Genomic DNA, 23,031 nt, shown 5'->3' with positions numbered 1-23,031 from the left:
CCGCTTCAAGCAGCGATTCGTCGTTCGGCACCACATAACCCACCAGCAACGAGCCATCCTGAGCGATGACCACGGTCTCGCGCACGTCATCGTGCTCGGCCAGACGCGCTTCGATTTCACCCAGCTCGATACGCAGGCCACGGATTTTCACCTGATGGTCCATACGCCCGGCGTACTCGATCACGCCGTCAGCGCGGTAGCGCGCCAGGTCGCCGGTGCGGTACAGACGCTGGCCGTCACCGAACGGACTGGTGACGAAACGCTCTGCCGTCAGCGCCGGACGACGGTGGTAACCACGGGCCAGGCCTTCGCCGCCCAGGTACAACTCACCGATCACACCCACCGGCAACGGCGCCAGGCTGTTGTCGAGGATGTAGGTGCTCAGATTCGCTATCGGCTGACCGATCGGCACGCTGTCACGGCCTTCGTCGCGGCAAGTCCAATGGGTCACGTCGATCGCCGCTTCGGTCGGGCCGTAGAGGTTGAACAACCCGGCGTTCGGCAGTTTGGCAAACACCTGCTGCTGCGCATCGACCTGCAACGCTTCACCGCTGCACACGATCCGGGTCAGGCTGGTGCACTCCGCCACTGCTGGATCCTGCAGGAAGGCCTGCAACATCGACGGCACGAAGTGCAGCGTGGTGATGCGTTGTTCGGTGATCACCTGAATCAACTGCGCCGGATCACGGTGCGCGCCCGGCGCCGCTACCACCAACGACGAACCGGTCATCAGCGGCCAGAAGAATTCCCACACCGACACGTCGAAACTGAACGGGGTCTTCTGCAGCACGCTGTCTTCAGCCGTCAGCTGATACGCCTGCTGCATCCAGCACAAGCGGTTGACCAGTGCTGAATGACGGTTGCCCGCGCCTTTCGGTTTGCCGGTCGAACCGGAGGTGTAGATCACGTAGGCGAGGTTTTCCGGATCGATGTTCAGCTCCGGGTTGGCTTCGCTGCGACCTTCCAGCCAGTCACCGTCCTGATCCAGCACCAGACTGCGCAGCCCGGCTGGGACCGGCAGTTGCGCCAGCAGATGACTTTGGGTCAGCAGCAAGGCGATGCCACTGTCCTCGAACATGTAGGCCAGACGATCCTGCGGGTACTCAGGATCAAGCGGCAAGTAAGCACCGCCGGCCTTGAGAATCGCCAGCAGGCCGACAACCATTTCCAGCGAACGCTCGACCGAGATGCCGACCAAGACTTCCGGGCCAACACCGTGTTCGATCAGTACCGCTGCCAACTGGTTGGCGCGGGCGTTGAGCTGGGCGTAAGTCAGGCGTTGTTCGCCAAACACCAGCGCCAAGGCGTCCGGCGTGGCACGCACCTGATCCTCGATCAGCGAATGCACGCTGCGCGACAGCGGGTATTCGGTGGCCGTGGCGTTCCAGCCTTCAACAATCAGCTCGCGTTCCGCGGCGTCGAGCAACACCAGTTCGGCCAGCGGGCGCTTCGCGTCAGCCACGACGGCTTTGAGCAGGTTCAGCCAATGCCCGGCGAGGCGCTGGATGCTGCTCGCTTCGAACAGATCGGTGGCGTACGTAAAGGACGCATCCAGGCCTTCCGGGCTGTCGCCGGTGTCCAGCGCCAGATCGAACTGCGCGGTCCGGTGTTCCCAACTCAGGCTTTGCAGGTTCAGCCCCGGCAATTGCGCGACCAGATCGGACTCGGCTTCCGTGCGGTGGTTGAACATCGCCTGGAACAACGGGCTGTGGCTCAGATTGCGCTCAGGCTGCAAGGCGTCGACCAGTTGCTCGAACGGCAGATCCTGATGCATTTGCGCGGCAATCGCGGTGTGCTTGACCTGTTGCAGCAACCGGGCGAAATCCAGCGCCGGATCGAACTCGGCCCGCAACACTTGGGTGTTGACGAAGAAGCCGATCAGTCGCTCGATTTCCAGACGATTGCGGTTGGCAATCGGCACCCCGACGCGGATATCCGACTGACCGCTGTAACGGTGCAACAGGGCCTGGAACGAGGCCAGCAGCAACATGAACACGGTCACGCCTTCACGTCGCGCCAGCGCCTTGAGTGCGTCACTCAGTGCCGGTTCGATGGTCACGTTCAGGCGCGCACCGCGGAAGCTCTGCACGGCGGGACGCGGGTGGTCGGCCGGCATTTCCAAAAGCGGTTGTTCGCTGCCCAACTGAGTTTTCCAGTATGTCAGCTGGCGTTCGCGCTCACCGTTATCCATCCACTCGCGCTGCCACACCGCGTAATCGGCGTACTGCACCGCCAGCGCCGGCAATTCGGCTGCACGGCCCTGACTGAACGCGGCATAACAGGCGATCAGGTCTTCGATCATCACCTGCATCGACCAGCCATCGGAGACGATGTGGTGCAGGGTCAGGACCAACACATGGTCGGTGTCGCTGATGCGCAGCAAGGCTACCCGCAGCAACTCGCCCGCCAACAGGTCGAACGCCTGTTGGGTCTGTTGTTCGACAAAGGCTTGGATCTGTTCATCCGTGGCGTTGGCCAGCGTTTGCTCATGCAACGCCACCTGCCCGCTTGGCCGGATTACTTGTTGTACGCGTCCGTCGGTATCGACAAACGCCGTGCGCAGGCTTTCGTGGCGCTGGATCAGCGCCTGGAAGCTTTGCTCCAGTGCCGCGCGATCGAGTTCGCCGCACAGGCGTAGCGCGGTGGGAATGTTGTAGGCGGCGCTTTGCGGGTCCATCTGCCACAGGAACCATTGACGCTCCTGGGCGTAGGACAACGCCAGCGGTTGCTCGCGGCTGACCTGTGGAATCGGGGTTTGCGTAGTCTGTTGATCGGCATCGAGAACGCGGACAAACGCTTCCAGGCTGCTGTGTTCGAACAGCGTGCGCAGCGGCACCTGAATATCCAGCGTGCGGCGAATGCGCGAGATCACCTGGGTCACCAGCAGCGAATGCCCGCCCAGTTCGAAGAAGTTGTCGGTCAGGCCGACGCGCTCAAGCTTGAGCACGTCCTGCCAGATCACCGCGACGTGTTTTTGCAGCTCGGTCTGCGGCGCGACAAAGGTGTTTTGCAGGGTGCTGGCATCAAACTTCGGCAACGCCTTGCGTTCGAGTTTGCCGTTGGGGCTGACCGGCATTTTCTCCAGCCAGACCCAGTATTGCGGCACCATGAACTCCGGCAGGCTCTGCCCCAGATGCGCCTTGAGCTCGAGGTTTTTCGCGCTGCGCGTGGCGTCATCGGCACTCAACAGCGCTTCGTCATCGGGCACCACGTAGGCCACCAGCAACGAACCGTCCTGAGCGATGACCACGGTCTCGCGCACATCATCGTGTTCGGCCAGACGCGCTTCGATTTCACCCAGCTCGATACGCAGGCCACGGATTTTCACCTGATGGTCCATGCGCCCGGCGTACTCGATCACACCGTCGGCGCGATAGCGCGCCAGGTCACCGGTGCGGTACAGCCGCTGGCCGTCACCGAACGGACTGGTGACGAAACGCTCTGCCGTCAGCGCCGGACGACGGTGGTAACCACGGGCCAGGCCTTCGCCGCCCAGGTACAACTCACCGATCACACCCACCGGCAACGGCGCCAGGCTGTTGTCGAGGATGTAGGTGCTCAGATTCGCGATCGGCTGACCGATCGGCACGCTGTCACGGCCTTCGTCGCGGCAAGTCCAATGGGTCACGTCGATCGCCGCTTCGGTCGGGCCGTAGAGGTTGAACAACCCGGCGTTCGGCAGTTTGGCAAACACCTGCTGCTGCGCATCGACCTGCAACGCTTCACCGCTGCACACGATCCGGGTCAGGCTGGTGCACTCCGCCACCGCCGGGTCTTGCAGGAACGCCTGCAACATCGACGGCACGAAGTGCAGCGTGGTGATGCGTTGTTCGGTGATCACCTGAATCAACTGCGCCGGATCACGGTGCGCGCCCGGAGCCGCTACCACCAACGACGAACCGGTCATCAGCGGCCAGAAGAATTCCCACACCGACACGTCGAAACTGAACGGGGTCTTTTGCAGCACGCTGTCTTCAGCCGTCAGCTGATACGCCTGCTGCATCCAGCACAAACGGTTGACCAGCGCCGAATGGCGGTTGCCCGCGCCTTTCGGTTTGCCGGTCGAACCGGAGGTGTAGATCACGTAGGCGAGGTTTTCCGGATCGATGTTCAGCTCCGGGTTGGCTTCGCTGCGACCTTCCAGCCAGTCACCGTCCTGATCCAGCACCAGACTGCGCAGCCCCGCTGGGACCGGCAGTTGCGCCAGCAGATGACTTTGGGTCAGCAGCAAGGCGATGCCACTGTCCTCGAACATGTAGGCCAGACGATCCTGCGGGTACTCAGGATCAAGCGGCAAGTAAGCACCGCCGGCCTTGAGAATCGCCAACAGGCCGACAACCATTTCCAGCGAACGCTCGACCGAGATGCCGACCAAGACTTCCGGGCCAACACCGTGTTCGATCAGTACCGCTGCCAACTGGTTGGCGCGAGCATTGAGCTGGGCGTAAGTCAGGCGTTGTTCGCCAAACACCAGCGCCAAGGCGTCCGGTGTGGCACGTACCTGATCCTCGATCAGCGAATGCACGCTGCGCGACAGCGGGTATTCGGTGGCCGTGGCGTTCCAGCCTTCAACAATCAGCTCGCGTTCCGCGGCGTCGAGCAACACCAGTTCGGCCAGCGGGCAACTCGCGTCGGCTACAACCGCTGCCAGCAGGTTTTGCCAATGCGCGGCCATCCGTTCGATGGTCGCGGCGCTGAACAGGTCGGTGGCGAAAGTCAGCTGTGCGCCGAGGCCTTGCGGGGTCTCGAAGGTGTCCAGGCTCAGGTCGAACTGGGCGGTCTGGCTGTCCATGCTCAGCGGATCGATTTGCAGCCCCGGCAAGCGCGCGCCTTGCTGGGACTCGCCGGTCGCGAGGTTCTGGTGGTTGAACATCACCTGGAACAGCGGGCTGTGGCTCAGGCTGCGTTCCGGTTGTAGGGCTTCCACCAATTGTTCGAACGGCAGTTCCTGATGCGCTTGTGCGCCCATCGCCGATTGCTTGACCTGTTGCAGCAGGCTGCGAAAACTCGCCTGCGGGTCAATGCGTGCCTTGAGAACCTGAGTGTTGACGAAGAAGCCGATCAAGCGCTCGGTCTCGACCCGGTTGCGGTTGGCGTTGGGCACGCCGACGCTGATTTCGTTCTGGCCGCTGTAACGGTGCAACAAGGCCTGGAACGAGGCCAGCAAGACCATGAACACGGTCATGCCTTCGCGCTGGGCAAGGGTTTTCAAACCGGTGGCCAATTGATGGTCGAGGGTCACGTCGAGCCGCTGGCCACGGAAACTCTGCACCGACGGCCGAGGAAAATCGGTCGGCAGTTGCAGCACCGAATGGTCGGTGCCCAGTTGTTCCTGCCAGTAAGCCAGTTGCCGCGCGCGCTCGCCCGCCTCCATCCAGTGCCGCTGCCAGATGGCGTAGTCGGCGTACTGGATCGGCAATTCGGCGAGACTGACGTCGCGCCCCTGTGCATAACCGGAATACAACTGCACCAGCTCTTCGACCATGACCCGCATCGACCAGCCGTCGGCCGCAATGTGGTGCACGGTGACGGCCAGCACATGGTCGTCATCCGCCATGCGCAGCAGACTCGCGCGCATCAGCGGGCCGGTCTGCAGATCGAACGGAAGGTGCAACCGTTCGTTGATGTAGGCCTGAACCTGCTGCTCCCGTTGCGCCGGATCCGCCGCGACTTCCAGCGCATCCACCGAGATGGTCAGCGGCAACTGCGCGTGAATTACCTGCACAGCACCCTCGTCGTCCTGACCGAAAGTGGTGCGCAGGCTGTCGTGACGGGCGATCACGGCGTTGAACGCACGCTCCAGCGCCGGCACGTCCAGGGCGCCGCGCAACTGCAGCGCGGTCGGAATGTTGTAGGCCGCACTGTGCGGGTCCATCTGCCAGATAAACCATTGCCGGTCCTGAGCGAACGACAACGGGATCGCGGTGAACTCCTCGCGGGTCTGCGGGATCGGCAGGTTCGCGGGGGAAACCCCTTCCTGGAGCATCTTTTCAAGATAGAGCGTGCGCTTTTCCAGGGGCAGACAAATGAACCGCCTGGCAATCTTCAGTGCGACATTCCTATCCATCAAGCCTCCTCCATTTCATCAAGCAGGGATTCCAGCTTGCTCAGTTTCAACATATCGACTTGCTCATCGGCGGCATCCAGCTGGCTGACGAAATCGCCAAGCGCGGGGTACTGGAAAATCAATTGCGGTGTCAGCTTCAGGCCCAGTTCCAGTTGCAGGCGCGAAACCACGGTGACGGCCAGCAAAGAGTGGCCGCCCAGTTCGAAGAAGTTGTCGTTGAGGCCGATGCGCTCCAGTTGCAGCACGTCCTGCCAGATAGCCGCCACTTGTTGTTGCAGTTCGGTGGACGGCGCGACAAAGGCCTGCTGCGCCTGGCTGGCATCGAACTTGGGCAGTGCCTTGCGTTCGAGTTTGCCGTTCGGGCTGACCGGCATTTTCGCCAGCAGCACCCAGTGCAGCGGAACCATATAGTCAGGAACGTTCCGGGCGAGGTGTTCTTTAAGCCGCTGGATCAGTTCGCTGCGGCTGGCCTCGTCGGCCTCCACCAGACGGGCGTTGTTCGGCACCACATAACCCACCAGCAACGAGCCGTCCTGAGCGATGACCACGGTCTCGCGCACGTCATCGTGCTCGGCCAGGCGCGCTTCGATTTCACCCAGCTCGATACGCAGGCCACGGATTTTCACCTGATGGTCCATACGCCCGGCGTACTCGATCACGCCGTCAGCGCGGTAGCGCGCCAGGTCGCCGGTGCGGTAAAGGCGCTGGCCGTCACCGAACGGACTGGTGACGAAACGCTCTGCCGTCAGCGCCGGACGACGGTGGTAACCACGGGCCAGGCCTTCGCCGCCCAAGTACAACTCACCGATCACACCCACCGGCAACGGCGCCAGGCTGTTGTCGAGGATGTAGGTGCTCAGATTCGCGATCGGCTGACCGATCGGCACGCTGTCACGGCCTTCGTCGCGGCAAGTCCAATGGGTGACGTCGATCGCCGCTTCGGTCGGGCCGTAGAGGTTGAACAACCCGGCGTTCGGCAGTTTGGCAAACACCTGCTGCTGCGCATCGACCTGCAACGCTTCACCGCTGCACACGATCCGGGTCAGGCTGGTGCATTCAGCCACCGCCGGATCCTGCAGGAACGCCTGCAACATCGACGGCACGAAGTGCAGCGTGGTGATGCGTTGTTCGGTGATCACCTGAATCAACTGCGCCGGATCACGGTGCGCGCCCGGAGCCGCTACCACCAACGACGAACCGGTCATCAGCGGCCAGAAGAATTCCCACACCGACACGTCGAAACTGAACGGGGTCTTTTGCAGCACGCTGTCTTCAGCCGTCAGCTGATACGCCTGCTGCATCCAGCACAAACGGTTGACCAGCGCCGAATGGCGGTTGCCCGCGCCTTTCGGTTTGCCGGTCGAACCGGAGGTGTAGATCACGTAGGCGAGGTTTTCCGGATCGATGTTCAGCTCCGGGTTGGCTTCGCTGCGACCTTCCAGCCAGTCACCGTCCTGATCCAGCACCAGACTGCGCAGCCCCGCTGGGACCGGCAGTTGCGCCAGCAGATGACTTTGGGTCAGCAGCAAGGCGATGCCACTGTCCTCGAACATGTAGGCCAGACGATCCTGCGGGTACTCAGGATCAAGCGGCAAGTAAGCACCGCCGGCCTTGAGAATCGCCAACAGGCCGACAACCATTTCCAGCGAACGCTCGACCGAGATGCCGACCAAGACTTCCGGGCCAACACCGTGTTCGATCAGTACCGCTGCCAACTGGTTGGCGCGAGCATTGAGCTGGGCGTAAGTCAGGCGTTGCTCGCCAAACACCAACGCCAAGGCGTCCGGTGTGGCACGCACCTGATCCTCGATCAGCGAATGCACGCTGCGCGACAGCGGGTATTCGGTGGCCGTGGCGTTCCATTGTTCGACCTGCTGCTGGTGCTCCTCGCCGGAGAGCAATTCCAGTTGGCCCAACGCCAGAGCACCACCCTGCATCATCTGCGTCAGCAGGTTGTGCAAGTGTTCGCCCAGTCGCGCAATGTCGACTTCGGCGAAGTACGCACGGCCGTAGCTGAAGTGCAGCGACAGGGTGTCGCCCATGCTCACGGCGAGGGTCAACGGGTAGTTGGTCTGTTCGTGGTTGGTGACGTCGGTGAAGCGCAATCCGGCCGGCGCGCCTTGTTGCATGGCCTCGGACACCGGGTAGTTCTCGAACACCAGAATGCTGTCGAACAGGGCATCGCCGCCCTTGCCGGCCCAGCGCTGGATCTCGAACAGCGGCGTGTGTTCGTGCTCGCGCAGGCTCAGGTTTTGCGTCTGCACGGTGTGCAGCCACTGGCCAACACTCTGCTCGGCGCGCGGGGTGCCGATCACCGGCAAGGTGTTGATGAACAGCCCGATCTGCTGCTCGATGCCTTTGAGATCCGCCGGACGCCCGGCCACCGTCGCACCGAACGCGACCGTGTCCTGACCGCTGTAGCGTTGCAGCAACAGCAGCCACGCCGCTTGCACCAGGGTGTTGAGGGTGACTTTCTGTTCACGGGCGAACTCGGCCAGTTGCCGGGTCGCAGCGGCATTCAGGACGCGCTGATGATCGGCATACCCTGCGACGTCCATCAGGTCATCACGACGGGCGATGGCTTGCGTCAGGCGAGTCGGCTCTTGCAGGTCGGCCAACTGGGTTTTCCAGAAGGACTCGCTGATGCTGCCGTCCTGACGTTGCAGCCAGGCGATGTAGTCGCGATAACGCCCCACCGATTGCGCCAGCGGCTGACCGCTGTAGCGGTGCAGCACTTCGCCCATCAACTGCGAGTTGCCCCAGCCATCCATCAGGATGTGATGGTTGGTGTAAATCAGGTGATACGTGTCATCGTCGATGCGCACCAGACACAGGCGCAGCAACGGCGCGGCCGTCAGCTCGAAGCCGTGTTTGCGCTCCTGCGCGGCGAGTGCGTCGAGGTCGGCCTGATAGTTACGGCGACCACGCCAGTCCTGCACGCTGAACGGCAGTTCGACCTGTTTTTGCACCACTTGCACCGGACGCTCGCCCTGCCACAGGAAACCGCTGCGCAGCACGTCGTGCGCCTGCAACGCCGCCTGCCAGGCGGCCCGGAAGCGCTCGACATCCAGACCCTGCACATCGGCGCGGGTCTGGTTGATGTAATCGCCCGCCTCCTCCTCGTACAACGTGTGGAACAGCATGCCTTGCTGCATCGGCGACAGCGGGTAGATGTCTTCGATCAACGACGCCGGCAACGGCAATCCATCGAGTTGTGCCTGGCTCAGCGGCGCCAGCGGGAAGTCCGACGGCGTCACACCGTGCACGCCGTCGCGGCAGCAATGTTCGATCAGCGCCGTCAGTTCCTGGGCGTAATCATCGGCCAGGGCCTGAACGGTGCCGCGCTCGAACATGCGCTCACTGAAGGTCCAGCCGAGGCTGAATTCGCCACCGTAAATGCCGCCGTTGAGGGTCAACGGGCTGCTGAGCAAGGCGTCCAGGCTTTGCTCGGCACCGCGTGCTTCACTGGACGGCGTGAACAGAGTGGCCTGCCCAGCATTGAAGCTGCTGTCGAACTGCCCGAGGTAGTTGAAGGTGATCGCCGGTTGCGGCAAGGCACGCAGGGTTTCGCGTACCGCGTCGCTGCCCAGATAACGCAACACGCCGAAGCCGATGCCTTTGTTCGGAATGGCGCGCAGTTGTTCCTTGACCGCTTTGAGCGATGCGCCGAGCTCGGCGCCGGCAGTCAGCTTGACCGGGAACAGACTGGTGAACCAGCCGACGCTGCGGCTCAGGTCGATGTCGGCGAACAGATCTTCGCGGCCATGGCCTTCGAGTTGAATCAGCGCCGAATCCTCACCGGTCCAACGGCTGATCACCCGTGCCAGTGCGGTCAGCAACAGGTCGTTGACCTGGGTGCGATAGGCCGCTGGCGCGTCTTGCAGCAATTGGCGGGTCAGCTCGGCGCCGAGGCGGGTCTGTACCGTGTGTTCATAACGGCTCTGCAAGCTGCCCTCGGCGTGATCCACCGGCAACTGGCTGGACACGTTTTGCAGCTGTTCGAACCAGTAAAGTTGCTCGGCCAGCAGCACTTCACTGTTCGCATAGGCATGCAGGCGCTCGGCCCAGGTTTTGAACGCGCTGGTCCGGGCCGGCAGTTTCACCGGCTGAGCGCTGCTGATTTGCTGGTAAAGCCCTTGCAGGTCTTCCAGCAGAACACGCCACGAAACGCCGTCGACCACCAGGTGATGAATCACCAGCAACAGCCGCTGAGTACCGTCCGCCAGTGTCGCCAGTACGGCGCGCAACAACGGCCCGCCGAGGACGAGGCTGCGTTGCGCTTCAAGGCCCAGCGCTTCGAGTTCTGCGGCGTTTGCGACCTGGGCTTGCCACAGCAGGTCCTCCGGCTGCTCGCCGACTTCCTGGTGTTGCGCGACCCATTGGCCATCGACAGACGCAAACGACAAGCGCAGTGCATCGTGGTGTTCGATCAACGCGCCTAGGGCGGCCTTCAGATGCCCGGCCTCCAGGGTCTGCGAGGTGTTGAGCAGCACCGACTGGTTCCAGTGATGTGGCTCGACCACGCCTTCTTCGAAGAACTGCAACTGCGCCGGCAGCAACAGCGATGCACCGGTGACCGGCGACTGGTCGATGACAAAACCGCCGTCGCCGACCCGCGCGACACTGGCCAGACCTTGAATGGTCTGGTGCTGGAACAGGTCTTTCGGACTGAAATGAATACCCGCCTGACGGGCGCGGCTGACCACTTGAATCGAGACGATCGAGTCACCGCCCAGTTCGAAGAAGTTGTCGGTTACACCGACTTGCGCCAGGCCCAGCACCGCTTGCCAGATGTCCACCAGCGTTTGCTCGGTGGCATTGGTAGCGGCCAGATAATCCTGCTGCGCTTGCGCCGCATCGGGTTTCGGCAACGCATGACGATCGAGTTTGCCGTTGGGCGACAGCGGCATTTTCGCCAGGAACAACAGGTGCGTCGGCACCATGTAGTCCGGCAGGGTTTGTTGAAGCTGCTCGCGCAATGCACGGCGCAGCTCACTTTGCAGATCGCTGTCGGCCATGACCGACTCGGCGTCGGTCGGCACCACATAGGCCACCAGTTGCTGACCGCTTGGCCCGGCCACCGCCATCACCAGCGTTTCGCGGACAGTCTGGGCATCCAGCAGACGCGCTTCGATTTCCCCCAGTTCGATACGGAAACCGCGAATCTTCACCTGATGGTCGACACGGCCGATGTACTCGATCACCCCGTCGGCACGGAACCGCGCCAGGTCACCGGTGCGATACAGACGTGCCCCCGGTTGCACCGAGAACGGGTCCGGCATGAAGCGCTCGGCGCTCAAGTCCGGACGGTTGAAGTAACCGCGAGCAAGCAATTCGCCGCCGATCATCAGCTCGCCCACCGCGCCCACCGGCACCGGTTGGCCGGCGATGTCCAGCAGGTAGATGGAACGACCCGGCAACGCCGAACCGATCGGCAAGGTCGATGGCGTTGGCTCGACACCGGTCACGTAGTCGCCGCAATCCAGCGACGTGGCGGTCACGGTGGCTTCGGTCGGGCCGTAGGTGTTGAGCAAACGAACGTGGGCCAGACCGGCCTTGTTCCAGGCCGCCATGCCTTCGGGCGGCATCGCTTCACCGCCGGCATGCACCTGACGCAACACGCCGTAGTCACGCGGGCCGACTTCGGCGAAGTCCTTGGCCAGCATGCCCCAGTAGGCGGTGGTCAGGTCGATCACGCTGATGCGCTTGTCGAGCATCTCACGGTAAAGGGTTTCGCTGTCCCAGATCTCGGTGCCGCGCAGCACGACCGAAGCACCGGTGATCAGCGCCGGGTACAGCTGCTCGACGAAACCGTCGAAGTTGAACGTCGAGAATTGCAGCACGCAGTCCTGCGCGGTCAACGCCATCAAATCCACGGTCACGTAGGCGTGCTTGGTCAGCGAGGCCTGATTGATCCCCACGCCTTTCGGACGTCCAGTTGAGCCCGAAGTGAACATCACGTAAGCGAGGTTATCGGCCAGGGTCAGATTCGGCAGATCAGCGCTTTCGAGCTGCTCCGGTAGACGTTCAACGCACAGCACCTCGACGCCTGCGATCTGCGGCAGACGCTCAAGCAAATGGCTCTGGCTCAGCAACAGCAGCAGACCACTGTCTTCGATCATGCAGGTCAGTCGATCACCCGGGTATTGCGGGTCCAGCGGCACATACGCACCGCCGGCCTTGAGCACCGCCAGCAGGCTGATGATCATCTCCAGCGAACGCTCGACCGCGATTCCCACCAGTACGTCTGGGCCAACGCCGCGTTGACGCAAGGTGTGCGCCAGACGGTTGGCCTGCTGATTGAGTTCGGCGTACGTCAGACGCTGATCGGCAAAGTACAGCGCGACCTGATCTGGTGCGCGTTGCACTTGCTGTTCGAACAATTGATGCACGTGCAGCGCAGTTGGGTAGTGCCCTGCGCAATAGCCCCAATCGTTGAGCGCCAGCTCCCGTGCGGCCGCATCGAGCAGTTGCAGGTCGCCCAGGCAACGTTGATCGGAACCGCCGGCCATCTGCATCAGCACATGGTTCAACTGAGCGCCCAGTTGCTCGACGGTGGCGTCGGCAAAGTGCAAGCGGTCAAAGCTGTAATGCACTTCCAGCGTGCCTTCAAGGCTTACGCCCAGGGTCAGCGGATAGTTGGTCTGTTCGTGGTTGGCCACCGGGCCGAAGCGCAGACCTTGCGGTGCGCCCTGCTCCAGCGCCTGGGCAATCGGGTAGTTTTCGAACACCAGAATGTTGTCGAACAGCGCTTCACCGCCCTGCCCGGCCCAGCGCTGGATATCGAACAGCGCGGTGTGTTCGAACTCGCGCAGCGCGAGGTTTTGCGCCTGCACCGCTTGCAGCCAGCTGCCGAGCGATTGCTCGGGCCGTGGGCTGGCGATCACCGGCAAGGTGTTGATGAACAGACCGATCTGTTGCTCGATCCCCGGCAAGTCCGCCGGACGCCCCGCCACGGTGGCGCCGAACGCGACGCTGGCCTTGCCGGTGTAGCGTTGCAGCACCAGCAGCCATGCGGCCTGGACGAGAGTGTTGACGGTGACTTTGGAAGCGCGGGCAAACTCGCCCAGGCGCGCGGTCTGCTCGCTGTCGAGCACGCGATAATGGTCGCCGTAGCCTTGCACCGCCGGCGCATCTTTCGGCCGGGCAATGGCGTGAGCCAGACGCGTCGGCTCGTCCAGCGTGCGCAACGCCGGCAGCCAGAACGCTTCGCTCGCCGCCGCGTCCTGACGCTGCAACCAGCCGATGTAATCGCCGTAGCGACCGGCGTGCGCGGCACTGAACTTGCCGCTGTAGCGCTGCAGCACTTCACCGAGCAACTGCGAGTTGCTCCAGCCATCCATCAGGATGTGGTGGTTGGTGTAGATCAAGTGATGACGCTGGTCATCGATGCGCACGATCACCAGACGCAGCAGGGTCGACGCATTCAGATCGAGGCTCTGACGCTCGGCGTCGGCCAGGGTCTGCAACGCGTCTTCCAGATGCGGCTGCGCGCGCCAGTCGTGCAGGCTGTAAGGCATTTGCGCGTGCTTGCTGACCACTTGCACCGGCGCATCCAGCTCACCTTGCCAGACGAATCGCGTGCGCAGAATGTCGTGCGCATCGACGGCGGCCTGCCAGGCCTGATGGAAACGCTCGGGGTCGAGGCCTTCGACGTCCAGGCGCATCTGGTTGATGTAGTTACCGGTGGATTCTTCATAGACTGCGTGGAACAGCATGCCCTGCTGCATCGGCGACAGCGGATAAACGTCTTCGATCAACTGCGGCGCCAGCGGCAAACCGTCCAGTTGAGCCTGGCTCAAGCGCGCCAACGGGAAGTCAGACGGCGTGACACCGTGATGATCGGCCTGACAGCAATGCGCGATCAGCGCTTGCAACTCCTGGGTGTAATCATCGGCCAGACGCTGAATCGTTGCCTCATCGAACATCTCGTGGCTGAACGTCCAGCCCAGGTTCAGTTCGCCGCCATACACCTGGCCGTTGAGCGCCAAGTGGTTGGCCAGCGGCGCATTGGCATCCAGCTCATCGCCCGCCGCTTCGCTGGATGGCACAAACAGCGCGCCATCGGCGGCATCGAAGCTGCCGTCGAACTGGCCCAGGTAGTTGAAGGTCAGGCGCGGAACCGGCAGCTGCGCGAGAGAGGCGCGATCGGCGTCCTCGCCCAGATATGCCAGCGCTCCAAAACCAATGCCTTTGTTGGGGATCGCGCGCAGTTGTTCCTTGATCTGTTTCAGCGACGCTCCCAGCTCTGCAACCGGCGTCAGTTTGGCCGGGTACGCCGTGGTGAACCAGCCCACGGTGCGGGTCAGATCGATGCTGTCGAACAGCTCTTCACGGCCATGGCCTTCGAATTGAATCAACGCACTGTCGGCGCCGGTCCAGCGCACCATCACGCGGGCCAGTGCAGTCAGCAGCAAGTCATTGACCTGGGTGCGATAGGCCGCCGGAGCGTCTTGCAGCAACTGGCGGGTCTGGGCCTTGTCCAGACGGGTACGCACGGTCAGCGCATGACGGTTTTGCAGACCACCGTCGGCGTTGTCCAGCGGCAGCGCGACATCGGCACCCTGAAGCTGCTCCTGCCAGTACGCCAGTTCAGAGCGCAGCTCGCTGCTGCGGGCGTAGGTTTGCAGGTGCTCGGCCCAGGCCCTGGCGGCACTGGTTTTGGCCGGCAATCGCAGGGGCTCGCCCGCTGCGATCTGCCGGTAAGCGCTTTGCAGATCATCGAACAGAATCCGCCACGACACGCCGTCCACCACCAGGTGATGGATCGCCAGCAGCAACCGCTGGCTGCCGTCGTCGAGGTTCGCCAGCACTGCTCGCAGCAGCGGGCCGGCTTGCAGATCGAGGCTGCGTTGCGCCTCGTTGGCCACCGCTTCCAGCGAGGCGGCATCGGCGACATCGACACTCCACAACAGAGCGTCATTACGGCTGTCGACGCCACGGTACTCGGCGTGCCAGCCATCGGCCTGCTCAACGAAACTCAGACGCAAACCATCATGGTGCGCGACCAGCGCATCGAGCGCCTGCTCCAGTGTCGCCGCTTCCAATGGCTGAGTCGGCTTGAGCATCACCGCCTGGTTCCAGTGCTGACGCTCAGGAATGTCCTGTTCGAAGAAGGCCTGTTGCACCGCCAGCAACGGCAGCGCACCGGTCACCGGGCCCTGATTGATGGCTTGCGTCTGCTCGCCCACCTTGGCCACCGCCGCCAGTGCGGCGATGGTCTGGTGCTGGAACAAGTCTTTCGGGGTGAAGCGGATTGCGGCCTGCCGCGCACGGCTGACCACCTGGATCGAGATGATCGAATCGCCACCGAGTTCAAAGAAGTTATCGCTGACACCGACCTGCTGAAGTTTCAGCACGTCCTGCCAGATCGTCGCCAGTTGCTGCTCCAGTACGGTTTGCGGCGCGACGTAGGCTTGTTGCAGTTGGCTGACATCCGGTTTCGGCAGGTTCTTGCGATCGAGTTTGCCGTTCGGTGTCAGCGGCATGCGCTCCAGACGCAGCACGTAGGCCGGCACCATGTGCGTCGGCAGTGTGGCTTTGAGTTGCTCGCGCAGGTCTTCGGCGAAATCTTTGCGCGCCGAATCACCGACCACGTAGGCCACCAGACGCTTGCCGCTGCCGGCGCTGCCTTCCTGCGCCACGACCACCGCTTCGCGCACACCGTCGAGGGCTTGCAGGCAGGCTTCGATTTCCCCCAGTTCGATACGGAAACCACGGATCTTCACCTGATTGTCGATGCGATCCAGGTAGTCGAACGTACCGTCGGCACGCTGGCGCACCAGGTCGCCAGTGCGGTACAGCAAGCCACCGGTGTGGCTGAACGGATCCGCGACAAAACGCTCGGCCGTCAGCCCCGGACGGTTCAGATAACCCCGCGCCAGCCCCGTGCCGCCGAGGTACAACTCACCGGCCATGCCTTGCGGCAGCAAGTTCAGATCGGCATCGAGAACATAGGCGCTGCGATCACCGATACGGCTGCCGATCGGCGCGTAGGCCGCACCGCACGGCACTTCGCGACCGGCCTTCCAGATCAGCGGCGTGACCACGGTTTCGGTCGGCCCGTAACCGTTGATGATGTAGTCCGGATCGAGGGCACGTTTGACCCGTTCGAAACTGGCGCTCGGCACCGCGTCACCGCCAAAGCAGTAGATGCGCACCTTGGGTGGGTTGCCCTCACGCTCAGCGTGTTCGGCCAGTTGTTGCAAGTAAACCGGCGGGAACGCGACCACGGTCACGCCGTGTTCGCGCATCGCGTTGTAAGTCTGTTCCGGGGTCCACAGCGTGTCGTCGCGGATCAAAAGCGAGGCACCGTGGGTCAGGCTGGTCAGCCAGCGCTCGTGAGCACCGTCGAAGGCGAACGACATGAAGTGGAATTCGCAGTCGCTGTCACACATTTCATAGCGCTGACCGATGGCCTGACAGTGCATCGCCAGCGGGCCGTGGGCAACGCTGACGCCCTTCGGATTGCCGGTGGAGCCGGAGGTGTAGATCACGTAAGCGAGGTTGTCCGGATCGATCTGCACCTGCGGTGCCTTGATCGGCCACTCGCGCAAGTCGAGGCGGTCGAGTTCCAGCACCGGCACCGATTCGGCGACCGGCAATTGCGCCGACACCGACGAATCGCTGATCAACAACGCCAGCCCCGAATCCTCGATCAGGTACGCCAGGCGCTCGCGCGGATAACTGGTGTCCAGCGGCACATAGGCACCGCCCGCCTTGAGCACGGCCAGCAAGGCGATGATCACCGCTTCGCTGCGCGGCAAGGCCACACCGACCCGGGTTTCGGCACCGACACCGCGGGCGATCAGCGCGTGGGCCAGTTGATTGGCGCGCTGATCGATCTCGCCATAGCTGAAGTGCTGGCCATTGAAAATCACCGCGGTGCGCTGCGGACGCTCGGCGGCCAGGGTGCTGATCCGCTGGTGTACAGCGACGTCCACCGGGTACGGCTGCGGGTGGTTATCGGCTAGTTGACGGGCGTGTTCACCGGCGTCGGCCAGGGCGATTTCACCGAGGCTGCGCTCGGCGGACACGGCAAACTGTTCAAGCAATTGCAGCAGATGCGCGCTGATCCCTTCGATGGCAGCGCCGGCGAAATGGCCACGATCGAAACTGTAGTGCAGCGCCAGTTGTTCGCCGAGGGTGACGGCGACGCTCAACGCATAGTGGGTCTGTTCCAGGTTGGCGACTTCGCCGAACACCACGCCCTGATCGACACCTTGTTTCAGGGCCTGGGCAATCGGATAGTTTTCAAACACCAGAATGTTGTCGAACAGCGCTTCACCACCCTGCCCGGCCCAACGCTGAATGTCCGCCAGCGGCGTGTGCTCGAAATCGCGCAGGCTGAGGTTCTGCCCCTGCACGGCTTGCAGCCAGCTGCCAACGCTCTGATCGGGACGCGGCGCACCGATCACCGGCAAGGTGTTGATGAACAGTCCAACTTGCTGCTCGATGCCAGGCAGGTCCGCCGGACGCCCGGCGACCGTGGCCCCGAACGCCACCGCTTCGTGACCGGTATAGCGTTGCAGCAACAGCAGCCACGCCGCCTGGATCAGCGTGTTGACGGTGACCTTCTGTTGGCGGGCGAAAGTTTCCAGCACACGGGTGTGCGCCACGTCGAGGGTCTGGAAGTGATCGCCGTGACCGCTCTGGCTGTCGCTGGTCGAGGCCACGCGGGCCAGACGGGTCGGCTCTTGCAGGGCAGCCAGTTGCTCGCCCCAGAAGTTTTCGCTGAGTTGAGCGTCCTGACGTTGCAGCCAGGCGATGTAGTCGCGATAGCGTCCGCCGGCATTCACCGGAATCTGCCCGCTGTAACGCTGCAGCACTTCGCCGAGCAACTGCGAGTTGCTCCAGCCATCCATCAGGATGTGGTGATGGGTGTAGATCAGATGCCACTGCTCGGCGCCGGTCTGCACCAGCACCAGACGCAGCAACGGCGCGCAGGTCAGGTCGAACCCTTGTTGGCGCTCGTCATCGGCCAGCGCCGCGAGGGCTTGTGGCTGATCGTCACGGGAGCGCCAGTCCAGCGCGGTGAACGGCAATTGCACTTGCTTGTGGACGATTTGCACCGGTTCGGCCAGCTCGCCCTGCCAGACAAACCCGCTGCGCAGGATGTCCTGGGCATCGACGGTGGCCTGCCACGCATCGCGGAAACGCTGTGGATCGATGCCTTGAACGTCGACGCGCATCTGGTTGATGTACTCGCCCGCCGATTGCTCGTACAGGGTATGGAACAGCAGACCCTGCTGCATCGGCGACAGCGGATAGAGATCGTCCAGCTCACCGGCCGGCACCGGCAGCGCATCGAGTTGCGCCTGCGTCACGCGCGCCAGCGGGAAGTCCGACGGTGTCGCCTGCGGCGCTTCAAGCGCACAGCAGTGATCGATCAAGGCATTGAGTTCGAGGGCGTATTGATCCGCCAGTTGCTGCACGGTCGCTGTGTCGAACATCTCACGGCTGAAGCCCCAGTTCAGCGACAGCTCGCCGCCGTACACCTGACCTTCGACCGTCAACCAGTTGGCCAGCGGCGCCGAAGAATCTTGCGCCGCACCGCCACCTTCACCGGACGGCACAAAAAGTGCCGCCTCATCGAACTGACGGTCGAACTGGCCAAGGTAGTTGAAGGTGATACGCGGTTTGACGTCGCTGTCCAGCGACGCCGCCGTTTGCGCATCCGCCAGATAACGCAGTGCGCCGTAGCTCAGGCCTTTGTCCGGGACAGCACGCAGCTGTTCCTTGATCGCTTTGATCGAGGCACCGAGATTGTCCGCCGGGCGAAGATTGACCGGGAACAGGCTGGTGAACCAGCCGAGGGTTCGGGTCAGGTCGATGTCATCGAACAGGTCTTCGCGACCGTGACCTTCCAGTTGAATCAGGGTACTGGCCTGGCCGCTCCAGCGGCAGATTACGCGGGCCAGCGCCGTCAGCAGCAGGTCGTTGACCTGGGTGCGATAGGCCGCCGGCGCCTGTTGCAACAACTTACGGGTCTGTTCGGCACTGAGCTTGAGCTCGACCTTGCCTTCGAAACGGTTTTCCAGTGCGCCGTCAGGACGCTCGCAAGGCAGTTCGGTACGCGGTGCGTCACGCAGTTGCGCCTGCCAGTAATCGAGGCTTTCGGCGAAAGTCGGCAGGTGCCCTTGCAGGCGAGCGACCCACTGCTGATACGAACTGGTTTTGCCTGGCAAGGCGCCAACCGCGCCGCTCAGGGCCTGGATGTAAGCGGCTTGCAAGTCCTCCAGCAAAACGCGCCACGACACGCCGTCGATCACCAGGTGATGCGCGACCAGCAGCAAACGCTGGCCGCCATCGGCCATATTCACCAGCAACGCGCGCAGCAAAGGGCCATTGCTCAGGTCCAGGCTGCGCTGGGCTTCATCGCACAAGGCCTTGAGGTCTTCCAGCGATTGCGCGTTGCGTTGCCACAACACCGACTCGCCGGTTGGCGCGGCATACGCCTGCTGCCAACCCTCGGCGGTCGATGCGTAGCGCAGGCGCAGCGCATCGTGATGATTGAGCAACTGGCTCAGCGCGCGATCCAGCGCGCCAGCGTCCACAGGCTGTTGCGCCGTCAGCAACAGCGACTGGTTCCAGTGCTGACGCTGAGGAATGTCTTGCTCGAAGAACCACTGCTGCACCGGCGCCAGCGCCACGGCACCCACGGCCGGGCCTTGGTCGATCAAGGTCTGTTGGCCCTGACGGGCGACTTGCGCGAGGCTGCGAATGGTCTGGTGCTGGAACAGTTCCTTGGGGCTCAGCACGATCCCGGCCTGACGGGCGCGGCTGACCACTTGCATCGACACGATGGAGTCGCCGCCCAGTTCAAAGAAGTTGTCTTCGAGGCCGACGTTTTCAATCGACAACACGTCCTGCCAGATCGCTGCCAGGGATTTTTCCAGAGCGCTGCGTGGCGCCACGTGTTCGCGTTGTTGCTGGCTGCCATCGACGGCCGGCAGCGCTTTGCGATCGAGTTTGCCGTTGGGCGTCAGCGGCAATTGCTCGAGGAACAGCAGGTAGGCCGGCACCATGTAGTCCGGCAAATGTTGGCGCAGCGCCGCTTTCAGGGTTTCGCGCAGGCTCGCCTGGGCATCGGCATCCGCCTCCAGCACGGCCGCGTCGGTCGGCACGATGTAGGCCACCAATTGTTGGCCGCTGGCGCCTTCCTGAGCCAGTACCGCCAGCTCGCGCACGGTCTCTTGCTGCAACAGCCGCGCTTCGATTTCGCCGAGTTCGATGCGGAAACCCCGCACCTTCACTTGATGGTCGATCCGCCCGACATATTGCAGCGCGCCATCGGCCTGATAACGCGTCAGGTCGCCGGTGCGGTACAGACGCTCGCCGTTTTGGGCGAATGGATTGGGCACGTACTTCTCGGCGGTCATCGCCGCGCGGCCCAGATAGCCACGGGTAATACCGGCACCCGCCAGATACAGCTCGGCCGCTGCGCCTTGCGGCACCGGTTGCAGATCGGCGTCCAGCAGATAGCTGGCGGTGCCGGTCAGTGGTCGACCGATGCTCGGCGTGCCGCCCGCCGCACGACGGGTCCAGGTGGAATAGGTGGTGTCTTCCGAAGGGCCGTACAGGTCGTAAACGTGTTCGACGCTGGCCTGCTGATACAGCGATTCCACCAGGCTTTGTTTCAGCGGTTCACCCGCAAGGTTGATGATGCGCACGCTCGACGGAATCGCACCGTCGCGCTGCAAGGCATTGATCGCCGAAGGCACGGTGTTGATCAACCGCACCTGATCGCGCGCCGGCAGTTGCGGCAACTCCAGGGCGTTGCGCGCGAGGATCACCGAGCCGCCGTTGGCGAGGGTGACAAACAGCTCCCACACCGACAGGTCGAAACACACCGACGTCGACGCCAGCACACCTTGAATGTCATCACGGCTGTAGACCTTGCGCGACCAGTCGATCAGAGCCTGCACGTTGCGGTGCGCGATGGCCACGCCTTTGGGTTTGCCGGTGGAGCCCGAGGTGTAGATCACGTAGGCGAGGTTGTCCGGCGTCACCGCCGTGACGGGTGCGCTGGACGGATACGCCGCCAGTTCTGCAGCGATCCGGTCCAGCAACAGGACTTGGGTTTCGGCGCTGACGGAAAGCGTCGCGGCCACATCGTGCTCGGTCAGCAGCACCAGCGCGCGACTGTCCTCAAGCATGTAGGCGACGCGATCCGCCGGGTAATCCGGGTCCAGCGGCACGTATGCGCCGCCGGCCTTGAGCACCGCCAGCAATGCCACCAGCAAGCTGTCGGAGCGCTGCATGGCAACGCCGACCCGGACTTCCGGGCCAACGCCGCATTCGATCAGTTTGTGCGCCAGCGCATTGGCCCGCGCATCGATCTCGGCGTAGGTGAAGGCTTGCTCGCCAAAGGTCACGGCCAGCGCGTCCGGCTGGGCGGCAGCCTGCTGCTCGATCAAGCGATGGATGCTCGACGCATCGGCAGTGCCGGCTTCCATGCTGTTCCAGTCGAATACCATGCGTTGGTATTCGGCCGCTTCCAGCAGCGGCAAATCGCTGATGCGCTGATTGCTGTTCTGCACCATGCCACACAGCAGGTTCAACCAGTGCTGCGCCATGCGCGTGATGCTCTGCGGGTCAAACAGATCGTTGGCATAGGTCAGCGCGGCGTGCAGCCGGCCGCCCTTCTCGTAGGTGTCCAGGGTCAGATCGAATTGCGTGGTGCGACCCTGCCATTCGATGACGCCCAGTTCCAGCCCGGAAGCGGTGCTCACGGTGCTGATGTCGGCAACTTGCGGCTGATGGTTGTACATCACCTGAAACAGCGGCGTGTGGCTGAGGCTGCGTTCCAGCTTCAGCGCTTCGACCAGCCGTTCGAACGGCAAGTCCTGATGAGCCTGGGCACCGAGCGCGGTTTCTTTGACGGCGCGCAGCAGGTCGCCTACGCGCGTCTGCCCGTCCAGTTCGGTACGCAATACCTGGGTGTTGACGAAGAAGCCGATCAGGCCTTCGATCTCACCCCGGTTGCGGTTGGCGATCGGCACGCCGACGCGGATGTCCGACTGCCCGGTGTAGCGATGCAGCAGCACGTTGAAAGCGCCGAGCAGCAACATGAACAAGGTGATGTTGTGTTGCTGGGCACTGCTGCGCAGTTGCTCCGCCAGCGCGCCGTCGATGGTGAATTCATACCGCGTGCCGCGGTAGCTCGGCATCGCCGGGCGCGGGTGATCGGTTGGCAATTCCAGCACCGGGTGCTCATTGCCCAACTGCGCCTGCCAGTACTCCAGCTGCCGCGCCTGCTCGCCCGCTTCCAGCCAGCGGCGCTGCCACAGCGCGTAGTCGCTGTACTGGATCGGCAACGGTGTCAGTTGCGGCGACTGCCCGGCTTCATGGGCGTCATAGCAACGAATGAATTCGTCGATCAGCACGTTCATCGACCAGCCATCGGAAACGATGTGGTGCAGGGTCAGCAGCAGCACATGTTCCTGCTCGTCGAGCTTGAGCAGCTTGACCCGCAGCAGCGGGCCGACAGCCAGATCGAATGGCTGTAGGGATTGTTGCTGAGCGGCGTCGGCCACCGCGACTTCGCGCTCGGGTGCGGCGAGACCGCTGAAATCCACGTGTTCGATTACCAGCGGAGCATCGGCCGGCACTTGCAGCAGGCTGTCGTCGGCCTGTCGCTGGAACACCGTGCGCAGGGTTTCGTGACGCGCCACCAGGCTGGCAAATGCCGCGTCAAGGGCGGCCAGGCTCAGGCGCCCCGTCAGGCGCACCGCGCCCGGCAAGTTGTAGGCGCCGCTGTGCGGGTCCAGTTGCCAGAGAAACCACATGCGCTGCTGCGCGTAGGACAGCGCCTGCCGATCATCGGCCTCGACCCCTTGAGGAATCGGAAAACGGGCAAAATCCACGCCCTCCTTGTGCAGGGCCGCGAGGAACATCTGGCGCTTTTCCAGGGGCAACCCGATAAACCGGCGAGCAAGTTTCAAGGAGTCTTCAGCATTCAT

Annotated in this window: 2 protein-coding genes (1 of these 2 cut by a window edge); both read right to left on the bottom strand. The window is 63.1% G+C overall.

Annotation, left to right across the window (positions count from 1 at the left end; translation table 11 throughout):
* Positions 1-6,067, bottom strand: the beginning of a protein-coding gene (locus tag NH234_RS10590) for a non-ribosomal peptide synthase/polyketide synthase (protein ID WP_367256449.1). The gene continues 7,439 nt to the left of window position 1, outside the view; only the first 6,067 of its 13,506 coding nucleotides appear in the window; its start codon is at positions 6,065-6,067; the stop codon falls past the left edge of the window.
* Positions 6,067-23,031 carry a non-ribosomal peptide synthase/polyketide synthase gene (locus tag NH234_RS10585; RefSeq protein ID WP_367256448.1) on the bottom strand — a complete coding sequence of 5,655 codons (16,965 nt, stop codon included), beginning with the start codon at positions 23,029-23,031 and terminating at the stop codon, positions 6,067-6,069. The genes NH234_RS10590 and NH234_RS10585 overlap by 1 nt, the downstream gene beginning before the upstream one ends.

This window comes from Pseudomonas sp. stari2, assembly GCF_040760005.1.
In the GTDB taxonomy this organism is placed as follows: domain Bacteria; phylum Pseudomonadota; class Gammaproteobacteria; order Pseudomonadales; family Pseudomonadaceae; genus Aquipseudomonas.
Note: the sequence above shows the minus strand (reverse complement) of the source record. Positions and strands in the feature narration are given on the sequence as shown.